The organism is Exobacillus caeni (genome assembly GCF_005747095.1).
Classification (GTDB): Bacteria; Bacillota; Bacilli; order Bacillales; family Guptibacillaceae; genus Exobacillus; species Exobacillus caeni.
Genome location: NZ_SWLG01000010.1, coordinates 134,211 through 156,559 on the forward strand (window position 1 = coordinate 134,211; position 22,349 = coordinate 156,559).

At 41.3% G+C, this 22,349-nt stretch carries 25 protein-coding genes and 1 pseudogene; 15 read left to right on the forward strand and 11 right to left on the reverse strand.

Annotated elements, in window-relative coordinates; all coding sequences use genetic code 11:
• Positions 1-149 precede the first annotated feature (149 nt).
• On the reverse strand, positions 150-668 hold the full coding sequence (locus tag FCL54_RS15115) for a DinB family protein (RefSeq protein ID WP_138127568.1): 519 nt from the start codon (positions 666-668) through the stop codon (positions 150-152).
• A 904-nt stretch (positions 669-1,572) separates the two neighbouring features.
• On the opposite strand from FCL54_RS15115, the gene FCL54_RS15120 reads away from it, so the two are divergent.
• Complete coding sequence (locus FCL54_RS15120; protein ID WP_138127569.1) at positions 1,573-2,070, forward strand: competence protein ComK; 498 nt, start codon at positions 1,573-1,575, stop codon at positions 2,068-2,070.
• 122 nt (positions 2,071-2,192) lie between these two features.
• Positions 2,193-2,438 (forward strand): hypothetical protein, encoded by a 246-nt coding sequence (locus FCL54_RS15125; protein ID WP_246055288.1) that lies wholly within the window; start codon positions 2,193-2,195, stop codon positions 2,436-2,438.
• Between the two features lie 150 nt (positions 2,439-2,588).
• Here the strand turns inward: FCL54_RS15125 and FCL54_RS15130 are convergent, their stop codons facing one another.
• The gene (locus tag FCL54_RS15130) at positions 2,589-2,918 is read right to left on the reverse strand and encodes a CHY zinc finger protein (protein WP_138127570.1); all 330 of its coding nucleotides are present in this window, start codon (positions 2,916-2,918) and stop codon (positions 2,589-2,591) included.
• A 287-nt stretch (positions 2,919-3,205) separates the two neighbouring features.
• On the opposite strand from FCL54_RS15130, the pseudogene FCL54_RS15140 reads away from it, so the two are divergent.
• Together FCL54_RS15140 and ypfJ are read left to right on the forward strand one after the other, a co-directional pair.
• Positions 3,206-3,298 (forward strand): annotated as a pseudogene (locus FCL54_RS15140) (VOC family protein); the annotation flags it as partial.
• Between the two features lie 113 nt (positions 3,299-3,411).
• Positions 3,412-4,266 carry a KPN_02809 family neutral zinc metallopeptidase gene (ypfJ, locus tag FCL54_RS15145; RefSeq protein ID WP_138127571.1) on the forward strand — a complete coding sequence of 285 codons (855 nt, stop codon included), beginning with the start codon at positions 3,412-3,414 and terminating at the stop codon, positions 4,264-4,266.
• Between the two features lie 63 nt (positions 4,267-4,329).
• On the opposite strand, the gene FCL54_RS15150 is transcribed toward ypfJ, so the two are convergent.
• On the reverse strand, positions 4,330-4,698 hold the full coding sequence (locus FCL54_RS15150; protein ID WP_342773895.1) for a hypothetical protein: 369 nt from the start codon (positions 4,696-4,698) through the stop codon (positions 4,330-4,332).
• Positions 4,699-5,060: 362 nt separating this feature from the next.
• On the opposite strand from FCL54_RS15150, the gene FCL54_RS15155 reads away from it, so the two are divergent.
• Positions 5,061-5,543 (forward strand): DUF305 domain-containing protein, encoded by a 483-nt coding sequence (locus tag FCL54_RS15155; RefSeq protein WP_171016867.1) that lies wholly within the window; start codon positions 5,061-5,063, stop codon positions 5,541-5,543.
• A 68-nt stretch (positions 5,544-5,611) separates the two neighbouring features.
• Here the strand turns inward: FCL54_RS15155 and FCL54_RS15160 are convergent, their stop codons facing one another.
• Positions 5,612-5,890: a multidrug resistance efflux transporter family protein gene (locus tag FCL54_RS15160; protein ID WP_425467133.1), complete on the reverse strand. Its 279-nt coding sequence runs from the start codon at positions 5,888-5,890 to the stop codon at positions 5,612-5,614.
• Between the two features lie 21 nt (positions 5,891-5,911).
• Positions 5,912-6,628 carry a hypothetical protein gene (locus FCL54_RS15165; RefSeq protein ID WP_138127575.1) on the reverse strand — a complete coding sequence of 239 codons (717 nt, stop codon included), beginning with the start codon at positions 6,626-6,628 and terminating at the stop codon, positions 5,912-5,914.
• A 429-nt stretch (positions 6,629-7,057) separates the two neighbouring features.
• Here FCL54_RS15165 and FCL54_RS15170 point away from each other — a divergent pair, with 429 nt between their 5' ends.
• Positions 7,058-8,608, forward strand: coding sequence for a hypothetical protein (locus FCL54_RS15170; protein ID WP_138127576.1), 1,551 nt, complete (start codon positions 7,058-7,060; stop codon positions 8,606-8,608).
• A 64-nt stretch (positions 8,609-8,672) separates the two neighbouring features.
• Here FCL54_RS15170 and FCL54_RS15175 read toward each other — a convergent pair whose 3' ends face one another.
• The 4 genes from FCL54_RS15175 to FCL54_RS15190 form a co-directional block, all read right to left on the reverse strand.
• A complete protein-coding gene (locus FCL54_RS15175; RefSeq protein WP_138127577.1) occupies positions 8,673-9,827 on the reverse strand; it encodes a M20 family metallopeptidase in 1,155 nt (384 codons plus the stop codon).
• A 32-nt stretch (positions 9,828-9,859) separates the two neighbouring features.
• Positions 9,860-11,626 carry a PAS domain-containing protein gene (locus tag FCL54_RS15180; protein ID WP_171016868.1) on the reverse strand — a complete coding sequence of 589 codons (1,767 nt, stop codon included), beginning with the start codon at positions 11,624-11,626 and terminating at the stop codon, positions 9,860-9,862.
• Between the two features lie 150 nt (positions 11,627-11,776).
• On the reverse strand, positions 11,777-12,046 hold the full coding sequence (locus FCL54_RS15185) for a DUF1292 domain-containing protein (protein WP_138127579.1): 270 nt from the start codon (positions 12,044-12,046) through the stop codon (positions 11,777-11,779).
• A gap of 212 nt (positions 12,047-12,258) precedes the next feature.
• Complete coding sequence (locus FCL54_RS15190; RefSeq protein WP_138127580.1) at positions 12,259-13,020, reverse strand: MBL fold metallo-hydrolase; 762 nt, start codon at positions 13,018-13,020, stop codon at positions 12,259-12,261.
• Positions 13,021-13,140: 120 nt separating this feature from the next.
• On the opposite strand from FCL54_RS15190, the gene FCL54_RS15195 reads away from it, so the two are divergent.
• Positions 13,141-13,551, forward strand: coding sequence for an Lrp/AsnC family transcriptional regulator (locus FCL54_RS15195; protein ID WP_138127602.1), 411 nt, complete (start codon positions 13,141-13,143; stop codon positions 13,549-13,551).
• 235 nt (positions 13,552-13,786) lie between these two features.
• Positions 13,787-14,233, forward strand: coding sequence for a DMT family transporter (locus tag FCL54_RS15200; RefSeq protein WP_246055290.1), 447 nt, complete (start codon positions 13,787-13,789; stop codon positions 14,231-14,233).
• 287 nt (positions 14,234-14,520) lie between these two features.
• Here FCL54_RS15200 and FCL54_RS15205 read toward each other — a convergent pair whose 3' ends face one another.
• Complete coding sequence (locus tag FCL54_RS15205) at positions 14,521-15,594, reverse strand: F0F1 ATP synthase subunit beta (protein ID WP_138127581.1); 1,074 nt, start codon at positions 15,592-15,594, stop codon at positions 14,521-14,523.
• A gap of 380 nt (positions 15,595-15,974) precedes the next feature.
• Between FCL54_RS15205 and FCL54_RS15210 the strand changes: the two genes are divergently transcribed.
• From FCL54_RS15210 to FCL54_RS15220, 3 genes are all read left to right on the forward strand, one after another.
• Entirely contained in the window at positions 15,975-16,694 is a 720-nt protein-coding gene (locus FCL54_RS15210) for an SGNH/GDSL hydrolase family protein (protein WP_171016869.1), read from the forward strand.
• Positions 16,695-16,831: 137 nt separating this feature from the next.
• Positions 16,832-18,079: an FAD-dependent oxidoreductase gene (locus FCL54_RS15215; protein WP_171016870.1), complete on the forward strand. Its 1,248-nt coding sequence runs from the start codon at positions 16,832-16,834 to the stop codon at positions 18,077-18,079.
• A 76-nt stretch (positions 18,080-18,155) separates the two neighbouring features.
• A complete protein-coding gene (locus FCL54_RS15220) occupies positions 18,156-18,536 on the forward strand; it encodes a general stress protein (RefSeq protein ID WP_171016871.1) in 381 nt (126 codons plus the stop codon).
• 99 nt (positions 18,537-18,635) lie between these two features.
• Here FCL54_RS15220 and FCL54_RS15225 read toward each other — a convergent pair whose 3' ends face one another.
• Positions 18,636-19,136 carry a cupin domain-containing protein gene (locus FCL54_RS15225; protein WP_342773896.1) on the reverse strand — a complete coding sequence of 167 codons (501 nt, stop codon included), beginning with the start codon at positions 19,134-19,136 and terminating at the stop codon, positions 18,636-18,638.
• 227 nt (positions 19,137-19,363) lie between these two features.
• Here FCL54_RS15225 and FCL54_RS15230 point away from each other — a divergent pair, with 227 nt between their 5' ends.
• The 4 genes from FCL54_RS15230 (at position 19,364) to FCL54_RS15245 (ending at position 22,231) form a co-directional block, all read left to right on the forward strand.
• Positions 19,364-20,095, forward strand: a complete 732-nt coding sequence (locus FCL54_RS15230) for a ZIP family metal transporter (protein ID WP_138127586.1) — start codon at positions 19,364-19,366, stop codon at positions 20,093-20,095.
• Between the two features lie 199 nt (positions 20,096-20,294).
• Positions 20,295-20,738, forward strand: coding sequence for an NUDIX hydrolase (locus FCL54_RS15235; protein ID WP_138127587.1), 444 nt, complete (start codon positions 20,295-20,297; stop codon positions 20,736-20,738).
• 197 nt (positions 20,739-20,935) lie between these two features.
• The gene (locus tag FCL54_RS15240; RefSeq protein ID WP_138127588.1) at positions 20,936-21,892 is read left to right on the forward strand and encodes a glycerophosphodiester phosphodiesterase; all 957 of its coding nucleotides are present in this window, start codon (positions 20,936-20,938) and stop codon (positions 21,890-21,892) included.
• Between the two features lie 138 nt (positions 21,893-22,030).
• Positions 22,031-22,231: a hypothetical protein gene (locus FCL54_RS15245; protein ID WP_138127589.1), complete on the forward strand. Its 201-nt coding sequence runs from the start codon at positions 22,031-22,033 to the stop codon at positions 22,229-22,231.
• The last annotated feature ends 118 nt before the right edge of the window (positions 22,232-22,349 follow it).

Below are 22,349 nucleotides of genomic sequence, written 5' to 3' on the forward strand. Positions count from 1 at the left end.
GTTTATGGTAAACAAAAAACAGAAGAAAAAACGGTGAGTGGCTGAGACCGCTGACCGTTTTTTATACCTGGATGGGATTCGGTTAAAACGCCGTGTAGGATAAGGCTGGTATTCCAAATTTTTAACAAAAATATCCAAAAGGATCAACTTTAAGTTCCAGGTTTTCTATCGTATAGGTACATAATATAGTCAGTCTGTACACCAGGAAAACCCTGTTGGCGAATCATTGCAGCAAGATTTCCACGGTGGTAGGTACCATGATTAACGACATGTTGCACAAGTTCTGAAAGGCGGGTTTCAAGTCGGCCGAACGTCGGATGTTCCGGAGCGATAGGCTTGTCTAAATCTTCTTGACTATTGAAAAAGGCTTTATACAGATCGGCCAGTTTTGCATACACGGTTTCTATTTCTTCGAGGCTTTTATCTTTTGTTTTTCCCTGCACTTGTACAATAGAAGCTTGAATCTCTTCCATACTGCACTCCTGCATTACGCCGAGCCATAATGTATCTGTGGTATAAATATGAACAAGTGCTTGCCTTATCGAGGGAAAAACACTTTGTATTTCCCGGTCATACATCTCCTCTGGCAATTCTTTCAATCGCTCAAAAAACTTATTGTTCGCCCAAACATGATAATCATATAGCTGCAACACGTGATGTTTTTTCATTACGGGTTCCTCCCTCGTTTTGGCTGGGTTTTTCCACAATATATATTTCTACTGTCTATGAAAAAATCCTTTATCCATTAGAATTGACCTTAAGGCATTTACCTTTTTTAAAAAGGGAAGTATGGTATTCATCAGTCGAAACGGGGACACGTTACCCCGGGAGTAATTTTTTATTTGCTCTTCTTATATTTTGTAAGCTATAATATCAATAGGAACAAATGTTCTGTTTTTTAAGTAGCATGGTCAATTGGAAGCACGATAGAAAAGGATTTTTGTTATTTGGAAAGTAAATGGGAAAAATTAATTTGAAAAATATTCCCAAAATTTAAACATTTAGGTATAATCGGATTTAGGGGTAGAAAAAAATGGAAAATAAGCGTATCTACTCGAATAAACACATAAACTGTCATCCTTTATTAAAGCCAGATTGTATCCTGCAGTTAAGTTGAAATTGCTCCCAACAAGATACTGAACAACAAGTACGTTTGGTTCAGCGCAACCCTGCGATATTCTTCTTATAGAAACTACTTCTAAGTCAATAAATTCCGCTTCTAGAAAGCTATTCCAACATTTGAAAAAACATCAGAAAAAAACGCATACCTTAAGACACTCTGTGAAAAACTGGAGATCAATATTCCGGGAATTGAAAGGAGGTGTAGATATGTGAGGAAAAAAGTACATAATAAAACCCCTGAATCATAAGTCTTGGGGACTCTTTCAGGGGAGTAAGCCGGCCAACAAACCAACTTATCTTTTATTATAACCGCTAACGTTTCAAAACGAAACTATAAACGAAACAAAAGCGCAAAGAAAAGTCCTTACGATACATAAAGATAAGTTGAAGTCAGTGAGTTTGCAGTACAGTCTTTCAGCCTATTTATATCATGAAAAATGGAGGTTTTATATGGAAATTACAGTAGAAAAAGTAACGGAACTTAGAGAATGGGTAGATTACGAGATTAACATCAATACGATGGCTATTCTGCCTGCAAAACATCTTGTTTATCAATCGATCGTCATTGAACCATCCGGCAGGTACTATGTAAAAGAAACGGTAAAACAGTTGCTGACGAGAGCATGTTTGGAAGGCGGTTCTACCTATGAAGGAAGAAAAATTGCGGTTATTCACCATTTTCACTATGAACAGAAAACACCGATCCCGGTAGATCCTAACCAGTCGATCTATGCTTTTCCTACAGAATCGCCAACCCAGATCGAATGCTGCTGGATATTTTATAGCCATGTGAGAAGAATTATACCAAGAAACAACGAATGCACGATTGAATTTAAGAATAAAACCACATTGGATGTTCGAGTATCTGAACATCAGATCAGAAAGCAAAGAGAAAGAGCTGGAAACTGCATGAGCCATTTCTCGAATCGGTTCGTGATTATTAAATAAGCAAAGAGCAGGAGCCATTAGGATTTTCTTAATGGCTCTTCTAACAAGCTGTAGATCCTGAATGTTAAAACCTTAAGAGGGTGATATAATAATGAAAAGCTATTCTGATCGGAGGAAATAGCATGGAAGAAACGTTAAAGCAAATTTTAAATGAAGTGAAAAGCCTGAATGTTCGCCAGGGCCGGATGGAAGTAGATATAACCAGATTAAAGGATGGCCAGGAGCGAATGGTATCAGATATACATGGACTCAAGGCAGGTCAGAAACGATTGGAATCAGATACTCATGAATTAAAAACTGGCCAGGAAAGACTAGAAAAAGGACAAAAGACACTACAGAAAAATCTTGTCGACAGTATGGGGTCTTAAACAGACAAAATTATCGAGCACTTTGATAATAGAACAGAAGCATTAAATAAAAGAGTATACAATGTAGAAACGCAAATTGAAGGGTTGAGCAGACAGTAGGAGAAGTTGTCCTTACTGTCTTTTCTTTTTTTATGGAGGCGATTAAAATTACTAATCAATTTCTTCAAAATAGACGTCATAGTGTAAACGGCAGCCTTCATTAAAACGAGATTTGCAGGAAGGGCATTCATAACCGGATTTCAGATATTCATTGACCGTTAATTCATGCTTGCAAACTCCGCAAAGAACCGCTTTTTCATCAAATTTTTCTTTTGGCCAGCGTGTACGTGGATGGTCGGCGCATTCATCATGGCATTTAAAGCATGGATAGTAAGTATCACAGCAATCGAACTTGATCGCAATAATATCTTGAGGTGTCTGGTAATGCTCGCACCTTGTTTCTTCGTCAACGAGCTTGCCTTTTAGTGGTAGCTGTTTCATGATTAGCTTTCCTTTCTGAAAAATTTTCTTTTAGTTATGTTGTTTGTTTTATCATTATCTAATCGTAACACACCTCCTAACCATTAGTGTGAGGCAGGTTCGATGAAAGTTTCAAAAATGGAATTCAGATTGAGGTAAAAATAGCTAAAGAAGGTCTGAAGTTCATTAATAGTTTAATTCAATTAATTTTACAAGTAGAAGGTTCTGATAAGTATGCCAAAAGTTACGCCGTTTTTTAATGTTCACAGGAAACACGGAAGAGGCGATGAATTACTATACTTCTTTAATTAAAGCCTATAGGGAACTACGGATTTAGTAAAAGGTTTGGATGGGTGACTGATCGGTTCGGTGTTTCATGGCAGCTTACTCTTCCTCAATAGCTTATTCTATTATGCTTCATCAATTCAGTTAATTAAATTCTCCAATAACGGGTATAAAACCAGTAGATTCAAACCAGGTGAATTAGTCACTTATAAGTCTGGAGGATTTATATATGAAGTGGAGAGGGAGAAGAGGAAGCACTAACGTTGAGGATCGCAGAGGGCGCGGGGGTGGAGGAGTAGGAAAGCTAGCTGGCGGTGGGATCGGAGGTATTGTGCTCCTCCTAGTTGTGATACTGCTTGGAGGAGATCCCGGACAGCTACTGAATGCGATTACGAACATGACGACCGAAACATCGGCCCCATATCAAGAAACTGAGCAGGAACAAGAGGCGTCTGAATTTGTTTCCGTTGTACTGGCGGATACGGAAGATGTATGGACAAAGATTTTCAATGAGAGGGGCCTGGAATACACAGAGCCTACCCTGGTTCTTTACACAGATAGCGTTCAGTCAGCCTGTGGCCTGTCTACGTCAGCAACAGGACCGTTCTACTGCCCGGGTGACCAGAAGCTTTATATCGATTTGAGTTTCTACGAGCAGCTCAGGACAGAATTTCAAGCGCCTGGAGACTTTGCGATGGCATACGTGATCGCCCATGAAGTTGGGCATCATGTCCAGACACTGTTAGGAACGACGGAGGAAGTGATGCCGCTTCGGCAGCAGCTTAGCGAAGAAGAGTTCAACAAGTATCTAGTCAGATTTGAGCTGCAAGCAGATTATTATGCTGGCGTATGGGCACATCATGCACAGTCGATGGACCTGTTAGAAGAAGGCGACCTTGAAGAAGCGCTGAACGCAGCGACCGCTGTTGGGGATGATACACTTCAACAGAAATCACTCGGACGCGTTGTGCCCGAGAGTTTTACGCACGGAACATCAAAGCAAAGGAAGAATTGGTTCTATAAAGGATACCAGTCCGGAACCATCAAGGGCGGAGACACATTTGAAGCGAAGTTACAAAATTGACGATGAAATGGTGCCAGGCACCGCTTGTGGACAGTTGTCCATTTGCAGTGCCTGGCACCATTTTTAGTCTTTTAATAACTGGTTATCAAGTTCACGGATTTTGTCATAGGCATTCAGTAAATTTTCAGGGACCAGGGTTTTCCCGTATTCCCACGCATTTTTGTCTATTTTAGCTCTCAGTTGTCGTTTTTCTCTTTTGTCACCATACATCAGAGTCCTCAGATCATGCCGCTTGTTCTTAAAGTCTAAATAATAGCCGATCTGGCGATAAAGAAGGAGCTTGATGAAGTTTTCGTCTGTTTCTTTTACTTTGGGATTTACTTTCGCTTTATATCCATTAACTTTTAAATAGTTGAATTTAATCGTATTCGTCGATACATTAAAGCTCATCGGTGCAGGCAGGTCATTGTCGATTTCATAGTTTATATCCAACTTGTGTTCCTCTAAAACGCTGTTAATAATATTCTCAATATGCCATATATAAATCATTTAACCTATCACTACCTTCCAGAAGCCTTACTTTATTAGTTGTATAATCACTACGTTCTTGTTCCATATAATCAAAAAACTATTTTTACGTCAATCTTTATTAAGCCCTATTTCTTTTACGGTTGTGAAAAAAGCATCAACGGAACGACCGATACCTATTGTTTAAATAGTTTGGAAGGCCAGTGTTTTTTTGCCTTGCACAAAACATGCATAAACTGCACAGAATCTGCACAATAACGTAGGTTACTGCGATATCCTCTTGGGTAAAGAACAATTAGAACTACTACATTTAAGGAGAGGATATTATGAAACCTTATATAAGGTTTGCACTTATGGTATTAACGTCAACTGTCGTTATGTTTATGTTTAAATATTTAAGCACGTACAAGATCGATCACGTCTTTTTTAGTGAGACAAGGCTATATATGGCACTATTGATGGGAGCCTCAATGGCTGTGATCATGTTATTATTCATGCGTAATATGTTAAAGAATCGTAAAATGAACATAGGGATCATCACTGGAAGTATCGCAGTGTTCTTTATTGCTCTATTCCTATTGCGCAGCCAGACCATTGTCGATGATGTCGATTATATGGAAGCGATGATCCCACACCACTCTATCGCGATTCTAACAAGTGAACGAGCTGAAATCTCTGATCCAAGGGTTAGAAAGCTAGCAGATGAAATTATTAAAGCACAGGTACGAGAAATCGGTGAGATGAAGAAACTGATCAAAGACCTGGAAGAGGATGAAGAACAAGAAGCGGAAGAAGCGAAAGAAGAATAACTTATATTAAGGTGCCAGGCACTGCTCGTGGACAAATGTCCATCTGCGGTGCCAGGCACCTTATTAATTCATTTTACTCTTGTCTTAAGATTCTCTGGAAGCCATCGCACTGGGTTTGTAGTATCCTTTTTTGAAAATAAACTATGAGGCAGCATGCCGGTGATGATGGTGAATAGGCCGGCCATCACGAACATTACCTGCGTGCACTGTGTCGCTTCGACAGCCGCGAGCTTCTCCTGATGATCTCTGACCCTGTTAGTTGCTACAAAGTGTGCAAAAAGGTGATAAGGTTTGAAAAAGTGCCAGGCACTGCTCGTGGACAAATGTCCATCTGCGGTGCCTGGCACCAATGCATGGCACCAGTGCAACTATATAAACAAAAACAAAACAGTTGAAATTACTGCTCCAAGAATCAAGGGTAACAGTTTTCCCTTTCTTGCGCTTGGAAGTTCTTCTTTAATAATGTTTAAGAGGATGCCGCCTGCAAGCCAACTGAACCATATGGCATAGACGACAGTCGGAAGAGTGGTGAAGAATCCAAGTAACCAACCAGCGAGAAGCGATACTGCAAGGATTCTTGAACCGAAGGGATCGTATCGTTTCTTATGCTCTATTCGAAGCCCGACATCATTCACGGTAAGGTGCAGGATAAAGATCGCGCCAAAAATGAGGATGCTTTGAGGTTCTTGCTTTAAGCCCTTGATCAAATAATAACCGATAAAAGCGTTATAGATAACAAATGCCCCGATATGAGCATTAAAAACATAGGAACGCTCTTGTTTGTCCAGTTTTTCCCCTACAACTCTTACAAAGTGGTTAATCGTATAAAAGGCTATAAACCCGACCGTAGCAATAATATACAGGCTATATGGTTCAAACTGCTTCGGAATATTCAAAACGTGATTGAATTCCTTCTGTACTTTCTGGAAATCCGGAAGCAAGTGAACGGTAATATAGGCGATAGACGCACCGCTGGCAAAAGTAAGAATGGGTTTTCGGGGATTCTTCGTTAATTTCGGAAACTTTTTTACAAATAGATGAACGCAACAAAATAGAATTGCTACGACAAGTGTCAATACCTCCATACTTCCAACCTCCTTCCATCTTTTCTTCCCAATAATCAAATACTAAAAACTAAAATAGATTATCCCTATAAAGAATGGTAAGATATAAAAATGAAAGTATTTTCCATATAAAGTCGCGATTTGACTTTTTATTATTTGATTCTTAATTTAGCATAAAAGGCTTAAATGGAATGATGCCTGGGCCTTGTTATTGTATTGACCGATCCGATGGCAAATTTCAGTAGAGTAAAAGAAGAATGCAAAAAGACCAGCCGGCAGCTTCTTAACTGTCGGCTGTTACTTATAGATTGATAGGAAGAAAAAGTGATTAATTGGAACTTTTTTCTTTCTGTTCCGTACAACATTGTACATAGTCTTAAAAGAATAACAGAAGCAGTACATAACCAGGTTTTTAAAGTAGATGACATTTAAGTAGAAAGAGGTTTTCAGATGAAGAAAAGATCGTGGCTTATTCCTATACTTATGGCGCTTTTCCTAATTTCGCTTGTTTTTGTTCACCAATTATCAATCCAGAAACAGCTTCCGAGTGAAGGATGGAGCAAGACCGTTACAATCAGCGATGGGGTGAAAGCTAACCAGCCTTTTATCATAAAGGGAGATTCGAACTGGCAGTACTATATCCAGGTTAAAGATGCCGTCAAGCAGATTACGGTCGATGAACGGTTAAACAAAGTTGATGAAATTACTGTTTTTAAAGACCTTCCTTCAAAAGTGCAATATTGGACGGATGGAAATAAGATTGTATATTTGAACGAGGGGGATCTGATTGAAAAAGCTCCAGGAACAAATAAAGAAACGGTGATCGATAGCGAGGTAATGGGACTTTCCGTTTCTAAACATTATGTGGCCTACTGGAAAAATCATAAAGCGTTTGGATACATACCGTCGGAGGACAAATCGCATGAAGTAGCAGCAACAGAAAACAACATCATGTCACTCTCTGTATCCGATGCAAAAGAAGATCCTACCCTGCTGATCAATACAAAAAATGAAAATTTAGTCCAGGGATTTATCGTTCCGTTCATGGAGGAGGGCTCAGAGTTAAATAAAATCTTTGAACTTCCAACTCAGCCAGGAGAATACGTGTCTAATTTTCAACTGGTAGAATCAAACGATAGGTTATCAGTTTACTATAACTTTAATGCTGTAAAACAGGGCAACAAGATTGTTGACCATTATGTTGGTGATATCGATAAAGGGGCAGAGGATAACAAGATTGCAAAAGTGAAAATCGTAGAAGAGGAAACTGGATATCAATTTCAAAAACCTTCTTTTGCGACTTTAACACTCGAGGATGGGCAAAAACATCTTTATTTTAGCGCAACAGGATTGTTATCGCCGAAGCGTGCTTCTTTCAACGTATACGAAGCGGTATTTGATGAAAACAGTGAAACATGGAAAGCAGAGAGAAGAAGCAGTACAGAAAACAGCTCTTATTTCGCTTACCCATTATCAAACGAAGCGATCGTATGGCTTGATAAGCAAAAGGACGAATATCTACTTGCGGGTACGAGCCAGAATGAAAAGGTGATCGAATCGAGCCTAAAGACATCAGGGGAGGACTATGCGTTAGCTGGCTACTACACGATGTTCTCTTTGACAGGGTCAGCGATGATGCTGTTGTTTGTCGCAGGATTCTTGATAGGGCCGGGAATATTCCTGTTCGGGCTTTTCGCTGTAAATATTTCAGCCATTGAGAATGAAAGAGGCTGGGTCCGGTATGTAACAGTTGGCCTATTTTTAATCACCGTTATCATTTTCCTGCCAAAAATAGTCTTTGGCCAGTTTTCAGTACTTGCGCCGGAATATTTAGCGTTCCAATGGAACGGTATCGTCATCCCGATTATAATCGCGGTCGTCAGCCACTTCCTGTCTAAAGCAGGAGAAAACGAAGATTGGACACTCATCCAAAAGACATTCTATGAACTGGGCTTAAACGCATTGTTCATTGTCTTATTGTTTGGTCCTTATATTATTTAAAAGAATTGGTGCCAGGCACCGCAAATGGACAACTGTCCACGAGCGGTGCCTGGCACCAGTTATGTTAACTGTTAAATTCTTTTTTCACTGCCTCCAATAATTCTTTTTCAACGATTAGGTCATTCCCTGTCATTGCTAGGGCGAGGACTCCCTGGCCGAGAATTTTATGGGAGTTCGGGGTGATGGTCGTTTCAGCGAATTCTCTTGTGTGTGCGACAAGTCCAGGAGAGTCGAGTCCGAGGTATGGATGTATCGCCGGAACAACGTGGCTGACGTTTCCCATATCGATCGAACCGGAGCCTTTTTTGGCTTTATGAATCTGTTGGACACCTGTTTCGAGTAAATTCTTTGAAAAGGCTTCTGACATCGTTTTGTTCGTAACCATGTTATCGTAGCTTAGTTCGTAGTTTGAAATCTTGACTTTCGCGCCGGTCATCCGGGCTGCACCATCGGCGATATCTTTTACCTTTGAAACTACTACATCAAGGTATTCTCTATCTTTTGAACGTACGTAAAATTGAGCTACTGCTTTATCAGGGACGACGTTCGCGGCTTTTCCGCCTTCTGTGATGATACCGTGAATCCGTACATCGGACCTGACATGCTGGCGCAGTGCGTTGATTCCGTTAAACAGCTGGATAACAGCATCAAGCGCATTGATTCCTTCTTCAGGGGAAGCCGCTGCATGGCTCGTTTTACCCCTGTATTCAAATTGAATCGCATCCATCGCGAGGGATTCTCCGCTTTCGTATGACTGGTCAGCGGGGTGGACCATCATCGCTGCATCGATATCTTTAAAGGTTCCCTGTTCAGCCATATCTACCTTTGCGCCGTTCGTTTCTTCGGCTGGCGTTCCGAGTACCACGACACGGCCGCCGATTTCATCGATAACCTTGCTCAAAAGAACACCGGCACCAGTGCTCATTGTCCCGATCATGTTATGGCCACAGGCATGGCCGACTTCCGGCAATGCATCATATTCTGCCAGATAAGCGATTGTGGGTCCGTCTTTTTTGCTGTCATATGTCGCCTGAAAAGCGGTGGGCCGATCTACAATTCCTTTTTCGACCGTAAAGCCCTGCTCTTCTAAAAAGTCTGTCAGTAATTTCATTGATTTATATTCTTGATCGCCGAGCTCCGGGTTATGGTATAAATGCTTACTTATCTCTACCAGCTTTTCCTGGATTCCTTGTAAATGCTCTTTTAAATCGCTTTTCATAGTTTCCCTCCTAGTTATCTTATGTAGTTGTATCAATCAACGCATGGCAGCGTTATTGTAAAGGTCGTCCCTTTATCGAGTTCGCTTTCAACATCGATTTTTCCGTTATGGTTCTGGATGATCCTAAAGCTTACCATGAGTCCAAGACCAGTTCCTTTTTCCTTCGTTGAATAAAAAGGCTCTCCAAGTTTTTTAATGTTTTCAGGCGGAATCCCCTGGCCTTCATCGGTGACCGAAATTTGCACCTTTCCTTCAACGGCTCTTTGTTTAACGACGATTTTTCCTCCGGCAGGCATTGCATCGATCGCATTTTTTAAAAGGTTAAGAAATACTTGCTTCAGCTGGTTTTGTTCTCCCTCGACAAGACAGGTGGCCGTTTCAAAATCTGAAACCAGGACGATGTTTTTTAAATTTGCTTCGGAGGAGAGAAGGGAGACGACATGGTTTACCAGCGATATGATATTGTGTTCTGAAAATTTAACAGAATGCGGCTTGGCAAGTACCATGAATTCACTAACGATAAAATTGATCCTTTCGATCTCCTCGAGAATGATTTGCTTATATTGTTCATTTCTGTCCATCAACTGGGTGAAGCCTTTTATCGATGTTAAAGGATTCCTTATCTCGTGAGCAACACCTGCTGCGAGTTCCCCGATCGCGGATAGTTTTTCTGTTCGTTGAACCAATTCTTCCGCCTGTTTTTTCGAAGTGATATCATGCTGGATCGTTACGTACTTATAAGGTATGCCTTTGTCATCGAGGAGTGGGACAAGTGTTAAGTGGACCCAGTAACTTGATCCGTCTTTTGCTTTTTTCAAAACTTCGCCTTTCCAGACATTACCGTTTTCAGCAGTTTCAAAAATTGCTTTATTATACTTCTCAGAAAAATTATCAGATTCCAGCATATATGCGCTTTGTCCGAGTAATTCTTCCCTGCGGTACCTTGATATTTCGCAAAACTTATCATTCACATAGGTGTACATAAAATTTCTGTCAAGAAAACTCAGAATAGAGGATTCATCTAAAGCGTACTCAATATCTGATAATTTCTTTAGTGTTTTCTTTAACATTTCCTCTGTTTCTTTTGCTTCGGTTATATCCGTTTGAATCACAGCATGTTTGTAAGGTTGCCCATCCGGGTTAAGAAAAGGATGGATGGTAGTTTGAACCCAAAAATATCTTCCGTGTTTTGTCTTGTTCTTAATAATCCCGTTCCAGAGTTTTCCGGACTTGATCGTTTCCCACATCTCATTGAAGAATGCATCGGTATGGTATCCGGATTCAACCAGAGAGTAGTTGTTCCCAACCAATTCATCCATCCGATAACCCGATAGTTCACAAAATTTTTTGTTGGCATATGTAATCGTTCCTTCGTTATCCATAAAAGCCACGATGGAGGAGCGGTCCAGTGCCTGTTTTATATCGGCGACCTTTTGTTCGAACTCGGTAATATCCTTCCAGGTCAAAACGTATCCTTTTATTTTCCCTTTAACAAATAATCGGTCAATGACTAGATTCGCAGTATAACGATTAAACAGATTAATCGTAGTTTTGTAAGGGAAGGGGCCTTCTTTTAGAATCTGGATTTGTTTTTCTCCATTTTCCGGGTGGAACATCTTGATGTTCTTACCTAATAGTTCTGAGCGTGAGTTTACTTTTATATACGGATTCAAGTTATGGATCAGGTTTTCCGCATAATCATTGATCCATACGATGTTAAAATCTGTATCTGCAATAAAGATGTTTTCCCCGATCGTATTTAAAACAGCGGTTGTTTCATCGTGCTCGAAAAATCCCATGTCAGCCTCCCAAGGAAGTGAAGTAATACAAAACATGCTTTGTATTTGATGTTACCATAAAGCTACATATTTTCCAGAAAAAATAGTTTTCTCTTTCACATACAAAAGAGGCGCCAACCAGTATTACGGTCAGCGCTTTATTTAAGAAATTTATTCTTCGGCATCCATCAAGTTATCGAATGCTTCGGAAACCTTCGCAAACTCCTCATCACTTTCAACAGCAGACAGGTCACCGTCTTCGTCTACTTTTAAAAAGAAGACATCAATATCATCATTATTTCCTTCTTTCAGATCTTCTACAAAGCTGACAGCTACATAGCCGGTTCCTTCAAGGTTAAGCGATGCGAGCACTTCAACCTCTTGCTCTTCGCTTTCTTCATCGCTGATTGTAAAAACTTCGCCTACTTCAACATTTTCCATTCGTATCACCTCTCCTATGAAGAATAAGTTCTTGCTCATAGGTTATTTTCCCAACTTTCACTAATATAATGCTATTTGTCTGGATTTAGAGCCATAAATGTTTTAAAAATAGTGGGCAAGGAACTTAGTTCTATTAAGAAAACCACATAGAAGAAGGAAGGGGGACAGAATAGAAGGAAGGTGCCAGAGGGCCTGGCACCAGTTTGATATCATCAATATGAAAGCTGCTCTCCGTCATCAGGGATTACGACATGATCGGAAGCTCCTTTTTCAGCTATAAATTGCTTTAATTCTGCACGTGACAGTAAGCAATGGTTTAAAGATTCCATATGTGAAACGATAATCGTTGCTTTCGGTGCTTGCTGGTGTGTTTGATAAATGTCCTCTTTTGTCATCGTAATCGGCCCGCCTTCTAAAAATTGGGCTGCACCTCCGTTTACGATGATCACTTGAGGCTGGTGCTTAGCGATCGCTTCTTTCACGGCATCATAGAAGATCGAATCACCAGCAACATATAACGTTTTTTCATCCGGGTGGGTGAAAACGATACCTGATACAGTCCCCATTCTCTCCACTATTTCTGGAGAGCTGCCGTGTTGGCCGTCTGTATGAATCAGGTTTACCTCACCGAATGCTGCTCCGTTTTCAAAGGTTTCTACGTTCTGGAAACCTGCTTCCTTAATTACAAGTCTGTCGGCTTCGTTTTGTGCAAAGATAGGAAGGTCTTTAGGCAGCGATTCTTTCGCTTTCTCGTCAAAGTGATCAGGGTGTAGATGAGTAACGATCACCGCATCGACGTTCTTGATTTCATCTACAGACACCGGTAACTCAACAAGCGGATTTCTTTTATCCATGTTAGGGGTGTTCGAGAATGGAGGCATAGAACCTTTATCCGCGAAAAAAGGGTCGATCAAAAACTTCTTATCCGCATATGTTAGAACAATGGTTGCATTTCGAATTTGATGAATGTTCATCAGTGCTTCCTCCTTTTTGTGTAACGTTCGGTTTTAGGATACTATGAAAGAGACATGAGCGTACATAACTTAAATCAAGCGTTTCAACAAGAACACTTGATTTGTGAAAGGATTATGAGAATGATGGATGCTACTGATATAAAGATTATCGAAGCGCTGCGTGAAAACGGCAGGATGACGATGAAAGAGCTGGGAAAGAAAGTACATTTAACGGGGCAGGCAGCTTCTTCACGCGTGATCAAGTTGGAAGAAGAAGGGATCATCGAAGGCTATACGATTCGTGTCAATGAAAGGGCGATGGGCAATCCGGTTCATTGCTTCCTGCAAATCTTCACTAACAGTCTTCACCATAAACCCTATTTTTCATTCCTTGAAACAAGACAAGAATATGTCAGGAATAATTATAAAATCAGCGGAGAAGCCTGTTATCTGCTGGAATGCCGCTTTCCATCGAATGAAGAACTTGATCAATTTTTGATCCAGCTAAACGAGCATGTGAGCTATAAGCTGTCGATCGTTATTCGCGGGTAAAGAAAACACGCCGATCGGAAATCCGTTAGGTGAAGGGTAGGGGGAGTTGCACTGAACGGTCTTCTTACACGGCAGAAAAACATTTAAACCTCACCGGCGATCGGTGAGGTTTTAAGATTCTACCCACTGAATCATCGGATAAGTTTTATCTCCTTATTCAGTTCGAATCATTATCAAGAAGCATTTCTTTCATGTAAAATAAACATAGATTTTATCAGTCATAGGAGATGTTTTTGTGAGTAAGCTATTATTCTTATTGTTAGCTGTGATCGGTGGAATGTGCTCGGGGATTCAGGCCCCGATCAATGGAGCGCTCGGAAAAAAAGTGGGCGGCTTTGAAGGAGCGTTTGTCTCTTTCTTTATCGGAACCGTTTTTCTTGCGTTTATCGTCACGTTTTTTGGAAGGGGACAGCTCGGGAATGTCTTTTCCGTTCCCAAATGGCAATTGATCGGCGGATTTGTTGGTGCTTTGTTTGTAACAGCGGTTATTTTAGCGGTGCCTAACATCGGTGTTGCGATGGCGATCTTTGCTACGATTGTCGGACAGATGATTATCAGCATGGTTATCGACCATTTTGGCTTTTTCGGGACACGCCCGATTCCGATCAACTGGAACCGTGTACTCGGTTTTGTCTTTATGCTTGCCGCTTTGTTTTTCATTTATAGAGGCAGCTTTGAATAGTAGATATACAGGGAGGAACTGTCGATTGGGATGGTTCCTTTTTTTGTTGTTTAAACATAAACAAGGCGCACAACTATCATGTTGGACGCCTGTTCTTCCTTTATAGCACTTTTAAAAATTCAATAACATGTTTGTTAAAAATACCAGGTTTTTCCATGTTCAGCATGTGGGCGGTGTCAGGAATCAATACTTCCTTTGACCCTTCCATTTTTATTTGCAAAGCCCGATTGAAGCGAAGTCATTTTAACTTCCCCATTCAAAAAATGTTTTTTAGACTCTAATAGAAGTTAGTTTTTCTTAGGCTTTGCCAGAATCTCATCAAGTGTGCCGCTCCACATTAAGGTGTTAACCTCAAGACCATCTGCAGCGCCATCTAAAATTCTTCGCACATCATTGAGTGTATCCTGCAGCGGAACGGAAACACCCTTCATTTTTGTGAATTCTTCAGCTACATAGAAAGGTTGGGTTAGGTATGCCTCAAGGCGCTGGCCCCTGTTGAAAATTTGTACATCGGCATCAGGCATCCGATCGATCCCATAGGCGTCTACAAGGAAACGTAGTTCACGATAGCGGCGCATCACTTTACGGGCACGCTGCTGGATCGTCATATGAGTTGAATCCACATATGCACCCTCCAACACAGTAGAAGTCGACTGGATCGGATTTACGGCTGGATAAAGTCGGCGGGATATCATTTCAGCATCGAATTGCAAGAGTGTATCGAGCGGTCCGTATGGCTCAATTTCATCAACGGCTTCACCGCGCGGGTCAACGAGAAAAGTTGTAACAGATGTGATGTTGGCTTCTTGAAGGCGATCCTGTAATTCATAGATTTCTCCTGTTAAAACGGTGGAGCGGTCTGCTGCTAGCATAACTTCTTTCTTCTGGCCGACCGCTGAGATTTCCTCAAAGGCTTCTTCGATGGATGAGCAAACGATTTCTGCTGTTTCGGTAATGTCGCTTATCCCTTCGCCTTCCGCATTTGGCATCAACACCACGGTGCTATACCCTTTTTCTTTCAGTCTATGGAAAACTTCAGCGAGTACTACGAGCTGCCCCATACCAGGACGGGCAACAAATCCAATCGTCCCACCGAGTGTCAGTGGCGAGAACAGGTCCAGGGTTTTGATGCCCGTCTCGATCATTTCTCCTTCATTTCCTCTTATGACCAGTTCATCAAGGCTGCATTCTGCGAGCGTTGCCAGTGCTGCGAGCGTTCGCACTTCAGCACGCCCAAGCGGAATTTTGCCGGTACAAAGATTCGAAACAGTAGCAGGGCGCAATCCAACAGATCGAGCAGCCGAAGTTAAGCTTGGAACACGTTTTCTAAGTAAAGGCACATTTAATTTAAGATCATCCATTTTAATACCTTCTTTCCAATTTTTTCTTTGCTTTACATTTATATCGTAAAATAAATTACTCTTAAAAGCAATAACTAATTTACATTTAGGAGTAAAAAAAATTACGGTATATTGTTAGAAGTGTGGACAATAAGCTGTCCAATCCGCTTTGCTAAGGTGTATATTGCTGGATTCCCAACATTTTCGGGCTGTTAACTAGAAAGCAGTAAGTTCTAATGCCACTGCAGAATAGTTTTCACTTTAAACTGCGAAAGTAAATCGGCTCACTCCACTCTTAGCCCTGTCAAAACTATGATTCTTGCATACGTTATACAAGTGATTATTGTAAATAGCGATAATAGAAGTTTCAGCGGGGAAAATAGAGAGGAGGCATGATTCACGTGTGGAAAGGCTGGAATAAATGTTTTAAGAAGAATGAAGAGATTTCCTACACTGCACTGGGTGATTCTGTCTCACTTGGTTTTGGCGCTTCAGAGAGATCAGGGTATGTATCTAAATTTCACAGGTTTCTTAAAAGTATTTTTGAAAAAGTCATATTCACCAACAAATCGTTTCCTGGCATGGTTTCTCCTTTGTTGCTATTACAGTTAACAGTAGGCGTCTTCACTAGAAGAGCGGTTAAAAAGGCTGATGTTCTGACGATCAGTGCTGGAGGTGCCAATGTAGCGCTGTGTAGACGAAAAAATGGACAAATCATATGCAAAAGATGTGCAGATTCGGGTGTTCGGCTATTCGAGCATGATTGGCCGCTCATTCTTAAAAAGATCCGCAAAAAACTAAGATGCGATGCAAAGATATATGTGAATACACTTTTCAATCCGTACAGGGAAGATGAACCTAACTTTCTGATGGCAGACCAGTATATCCAGAGGATAAACAGAGCCATTTTGAATCCGGCCTATCGTGACCAGTACGAATATGAAGTTATCGATCTGTACAGTCACTTTAAAGGAATGGTTCAAGATGAGTGGAAGGTTTGCCGTTGGACTCACTTTTGTGGAACAATCCGGGATGTTCATCCGAACGACTTTGGTCATGAAGAAATCTTTCAACTCCTAAAAAGCCGGTTTCATAATGAATGTAAGAATGATGGCTATTGAAGATAATTCTTTCGATAGCCATTTATCTTACTTTAAAATTTAAGGGCGATAATCAGTCCAGTGCCCCATAGCAAAGCATGGTTTACAGCATACCCTGATAGTAAACTATGATTTTTGCTGGTAAAGGGGCATGTTGGATGATTCGGAAAAATGTTGATATCGTTGTAATAGGCGCTGGCCCCGGTGGAGCTATGGCTGCATTTCTTCTTTTACTGGAAGGCTACCAGGTTTGTCTGGTTGAGGTCGAAAGGCAAAATCGGAAGGTGGCAAGAGGCGAGTACTTTCAGGTTGACTCTATCAACCTTTTAAAAAAATACGATTTACTTGAAGAAGCGATATGCTCGGGTTTGCAAAAATCGCAAAACCTTTCTATTTATGACGAAGACGGCCTTATTAAAAAGAATGATATCCGAGAGCTGTTTGGAGACGGGAGCTTTGTACTGACTGGATACCATCATACTGTCCGCGATATTCTCAGAAAAAAGGTTCAAGAGCATCCTGCTGGCGATCTGATGATGGGAACGGCTTTTGTAGATTTTATTAGAGAAGGAGACGCGGTCATCGGAGTGGTTTGCGATAGAGCTGGAGAAAGAGTGGAGATTTATGCAAAATTAACGATAGGTGCTGACGGACGTGGATCAAAGGTTAGAAAAAAGCTTTCTCCGGAGATGCAAACTCTTCAGCAATATCCGGTCCAGGCCCTGCTGACAACCCTCCCGGCCCCGGAAGACTTTACACCAGAAGTTTCCATACGAATAAGCAGGCATTCACACCCCACGCTTATATACCCTCTGGACCAAAAAAATGCACGGATTGTTTCCTCGATCGAAAAAGGCACCTTTTCACAACTGGTAAAAGAACATGTACACAAGTTCTATGATCCCATTTCAAAAAGCAGCCCCGAATTTCAAAACTCTGTTGCAGGCATTAAAAACTGGAAAGAATGCCATCCTTCCGTGTTTCATTACTACACCCAGCATGTCGGGCAGTATGCATGGGATGGCTTAATCTTAGTAGGGGATGCTGCACATACGTTTACCCCGAATCTTGGTCTCGGGCAAAATATGGCGTTAAAAGACGCAGAAATGCTGAAGGAGACTGTAAACTGGGGATTCGAAACGAATGACTTCAGCCGAGAAAACCTGCAATTGTTTGAAGAAAGAACGATGGAAACGCACCGTTATTGGATCAAAAAAGATATCGAGTTCAATCGGCTTTTATTGCACAGAAAGTATCATAGATTAAGGTATGAAGTCCATCGAAGGGTTTTTCGGATTCCTTCAGCGAGTAAAAAAATCGTTTCCCATCTGCTGGGAAGAAGAGAATCAGGCTTTGTTATGAAAGAAGTGCTTCAGGCAATCGGTTTATTGCCGCTATGGCTATAGCGATTTGCTGTTTGCGGTTTCAATTATCCTCTCAGGGGAAATATCCATAAAAGAACTCCAGTGGGAGGTAGGTACATTGAACCGAAAAGTGATCTCGACTTTTGATAAGGTGAAGGATGCGATTTCTACCATTAATGCTGTCCATTCTGATGGGTATAGCTTAGAACATCTCACGATCATCGGAAAATATGAAGATGATGTGAAGCGAATCACCGAAAAGACGGATGTAAAAGGAAAAGCGGTTTACGAAGGATCGAAGCCGGATGGAATGATCGAAAAGGTCGAGCAGAAATTTTCCAGTGATCATAAAGAAAAACCGGAAGACTTCAGGCAGATTCTTCAAGAAAATGGGCTTGGACCTGTGAAAACAGACGAATTTGCACCAGTTTTGGAAAAAGGGAAATATATTGTTCTCGGAGAAAAGGACTATGAGCCATCAGATGCTCAAGAAGAATAAGCAGGGGAGAGCCGCATATGAGTTGCGGCTCTTTTTCTCATCTGTATAAGGCAAAAGGTAAGTAAACCCTACTATCTAAGTTTAATCAATGTTTTCCTGTCATTTCCATAAGGATGTTAGCGGTCCTTCTTTTCCGTAAATTGGATCTTCCTCAGGGATCGGCACCTGTTCGATGTCCTCCATGTCTTCGAACCTTACAGAATTCTCGCCTGTTTTAAGGTTGTGCTGTATTCCGTCTGGATAAGCCCCCACGACTTTAAAATTCGAACTGGCATCGATCCTTTTATGACCTGTCCCGGCTGGCAGAACGACGACATCCCCCTCGGCAACCTTAACCTCGTTCCCGTTTTCACCGCCAAGTTTGATCGTTGCACCTCCACTGATAACACCGAGTACTTCATGCGTGTTGCTGTGGTAATGGTGGTAGTCAAACACCCCGTTGGTCCAGCTGTTCGTCCAATTATTGCTGTTGAAAATCTCTTCGCAGCGGTCGAGTTTTCCTTCCAGGGCTTTTTTATACAACAGGACTGGAAGTGAAGAGTTGTTTGGAATCGGTCCATCTTCTTTAAAATAAAGTGTTTTAACATCGGAAGCTTGCATGTTCATACCTCCTAGCAGCGTTTTTGTAAGTTTGATTCCCTCCATAAAAGCGCTTAAACAAAGAGATGGTTTTTTAAGCAACGTTTTAAAAAGAAAAAGTCCTCCACAATATTTTTTAACGTTTAAGAAAAATAAAAGAAGCTAACCAGGCACCAACTGTCTTTCATCCGGATAGTCTGCTCATCAGAACCGTTTCAAATATCAAGCACTTTGAAGGGGTTTTTTTAATGGCATTTGCATTGATCGGCAGTTTTATATCGGCGATGGCAACTGTACTTGGTGCCGTTCCTTTAATGTTTGTAAATGGGTTATCGTTAAAATGGAAGGATATCTTAATCGCTTTTACGGCGGGAATCATGGTTTCGGCCTCGATCTTCGGTTTGATTCCCCAGGCTTTGTCAGAAGCCAATATCGTCTCGCTTTCGATCGGCTTGCTTATCGGGATTATCGTCCTTGACGTAATGGAGAAGAACATTCCGCACATTAACATTGAAGACAATGAAGGTACGCCAAACTTTGATGCGAAATCAATTCTGGTCATCGCAGCATTGATTCTCCACAATATTCCCGAGGGGATGAGCACTGGATTTAGCTTTGCGAGCGAAAATGCAAAGCTCGGCCCGATTGTCTCCGTTGCGATCGGAGCGCAAAACATACCGGAAGGACTTATCCTGGCAGTATTTTTGCTTAATTCGAAAACGACAAAAGCAAAAGCTTTCTTTATCGTTTTTTTAACTGGATTAGTGGAAGTGGTCTCGGCGTTTATAGGATATGCTGCGGCAAGTTATATTTCCTGGGTGATTTCTTACGGCCTTGCATTCGCAGCAGGCGCGATGCTATTTATCGTATACAAAGAGCTAATCCCTGAAAGCCACGGAAACGGATATGAACGAGTATCAACTTACTCATTTATCATAGGGCTGCTCTTGATGATCTACATCAGCCATTTCTTAGGATGAGAAAGAAAGAAGACGGATTCTCTGGATAACACAGGTATCCGTTTTATTCTTAAGGTCGGATTGGAGAGGCATGTTGAAGGTGATATTTAACTTATTCTTTAAATTTTTTGGAATTCCTTCAGTTGAAAATTAAAGAGGATACTAATAAATTTAGCTTAATAGGGTAATCTTTTTATAGTGAAAATAGGAAGCGGGTGACATGATGAAAAAGCTTTCAGCAGGATTGGTTTTAACGGCCGGCGAGAAATTCCTGGGATGCCATTCGACCGGGAACTGGTTTTACGATTTGCCGAAGGGAGAGGTCGGTCCTGATGAAGATCCCAAAGAAACGTGTATCCGGGAGGCTAAGGAAGAGACGGATCTGGATCTCTCAGAACATGACTTGATTGACATAGGGGTTTTTGATTATAACCCAAAAAAGAACTTGCATCTCTTTTTAGCAAAAGTGGAAGAGTTTCCTCCAGTGGATGCAATGAGCTGCTCCTCTTGCTTTATCCATCCGTATTCTAAGAAAGAGACGATGGAAGTGGATGGATACAACTACATCTCGTTTTCAGAAAAAGAAAAGTTCCTAACCAAAAACATGGCAAAAGTACTGGATAAAGTGGAGCAAATAGTTATCAACAAAAAATCGGGGGACTGACCCCCGATTTTTTGTGGGTAACTTCTGTAAAACTATTTTTTGTTTTGCTGAAAAATATGACACAGTTGTAAAGTTTTTCAACAATGGGTGAAAAATCGGTAAATTCTATCTTCTTTTCTACCAATCTTACTTATACTAGATTTCGTTAGGGAGAGAGATACCCTAAAATACAAGATTGGGATCAGGAGGAAGAAAGAATGAAGAAATTGTTGCAGTGGTCAACTGTAGGAGCCTTGGCGTTGGGATTGTTTGCAGGTAGTGGAGATGGAGCAGCATTAGCTGCGGAGAAGGACCCGACTTTGAATGATGAGCAGTTCCTTGTTGTAGGGCATCGCGGCGTTAGCGGATTAGCGCCTGAGCACACTTTAGCTTCTTATGATCTTGTTAAAGGGCAAAAAGGAGATTATATTGAGGTAGATCTTCAAATGACAAAAGACGGCGAACTGATAGCAATGCACGATACAAAGGTAGACCGGACGACAAACGGGACAGGCGAGGTCCGAGATATGACGCTTGATGAGATCAAACAACTGGACGCGGGTTCATGGTTTAATGAGAAGTTCCCTGAGTATGCAAAGGAAGAATACGAAGGGCTTAAAGTTCCTACACTTGAAGAGGTTTTCCAGCGGTACGGCAAAGATGCAAGATATTATATCGAGACAAAATCACCGGATGTTTATCCAGGTATGGAAGAAAAGCTACTTAACCTGCTTGAAGAGTATAACCTAACCGGACCGAACGAAGAATCAAGTAAAGTGATCATCCAATCGTTTAGCCAGGAAAGCCTGTTGAAAGTCCATGACTTAAACGAAAACATTCCGCTTGTTCAGTTGCTATGGTATGCTCCAGATGGAAACGGCGGTTATGTGGAAGAAAGCGGACTGACTTCTTCACCTGAAAAAGTAACAGAGGAAGAACTTCAAGCAATTGATGAATATGCAGTAGGGATCGGCATGAACTATAAATACAACAATAAAATGGTAATCAACGAGGAGTATGTGCAAGAAGCAAGAGATCTAGACATGCTCGTCCATCCTTATACGGTGAACGAGGAAAACGATATGGAAACATTGATCGATTGGGGCGTAACAGGCATGTTTACAAACTTTGCCGGGAAATTAGACAGCACTTATAAGTCGATCAACAAAAAGTAAAAATATCTATTAAACTGGGCCAGACTTACAGAGTTCTGGCCTTTTTGAGTTGAAGATTAAGTTTTTTTGTTGGATAATCACAAAATTACTATTTAAAGAATATGATACCTCCGGTGAAAAAAGGAGGTCGAACAAAAAATGTCCGGTGTGAAAAGAAGGAAGGGTATGTCAGGGGTAAAGAAATGGCTTGAGACAACTTTGTCACGGTTAAAGCTCTATCGAAAATTTCGAGGCGGAGCCTGGTATAAGGTCACACTTAAAGCGATGCCCTCCAAACATATGTGGGTTCGTGAAGTTGACCCCGATTATGAATTTGTCTGGAAACGGGAGGATTACTGATCAAAAAGAGACTTTCTGGTCTCTTTTTTGTGCGACGGGCAGTCGCAAAGGGTGTTGCCGCAGGCAACACCCTTTCACTCTGTTTCTGGACAGAGACGACACCGAGGTGTAACGACTG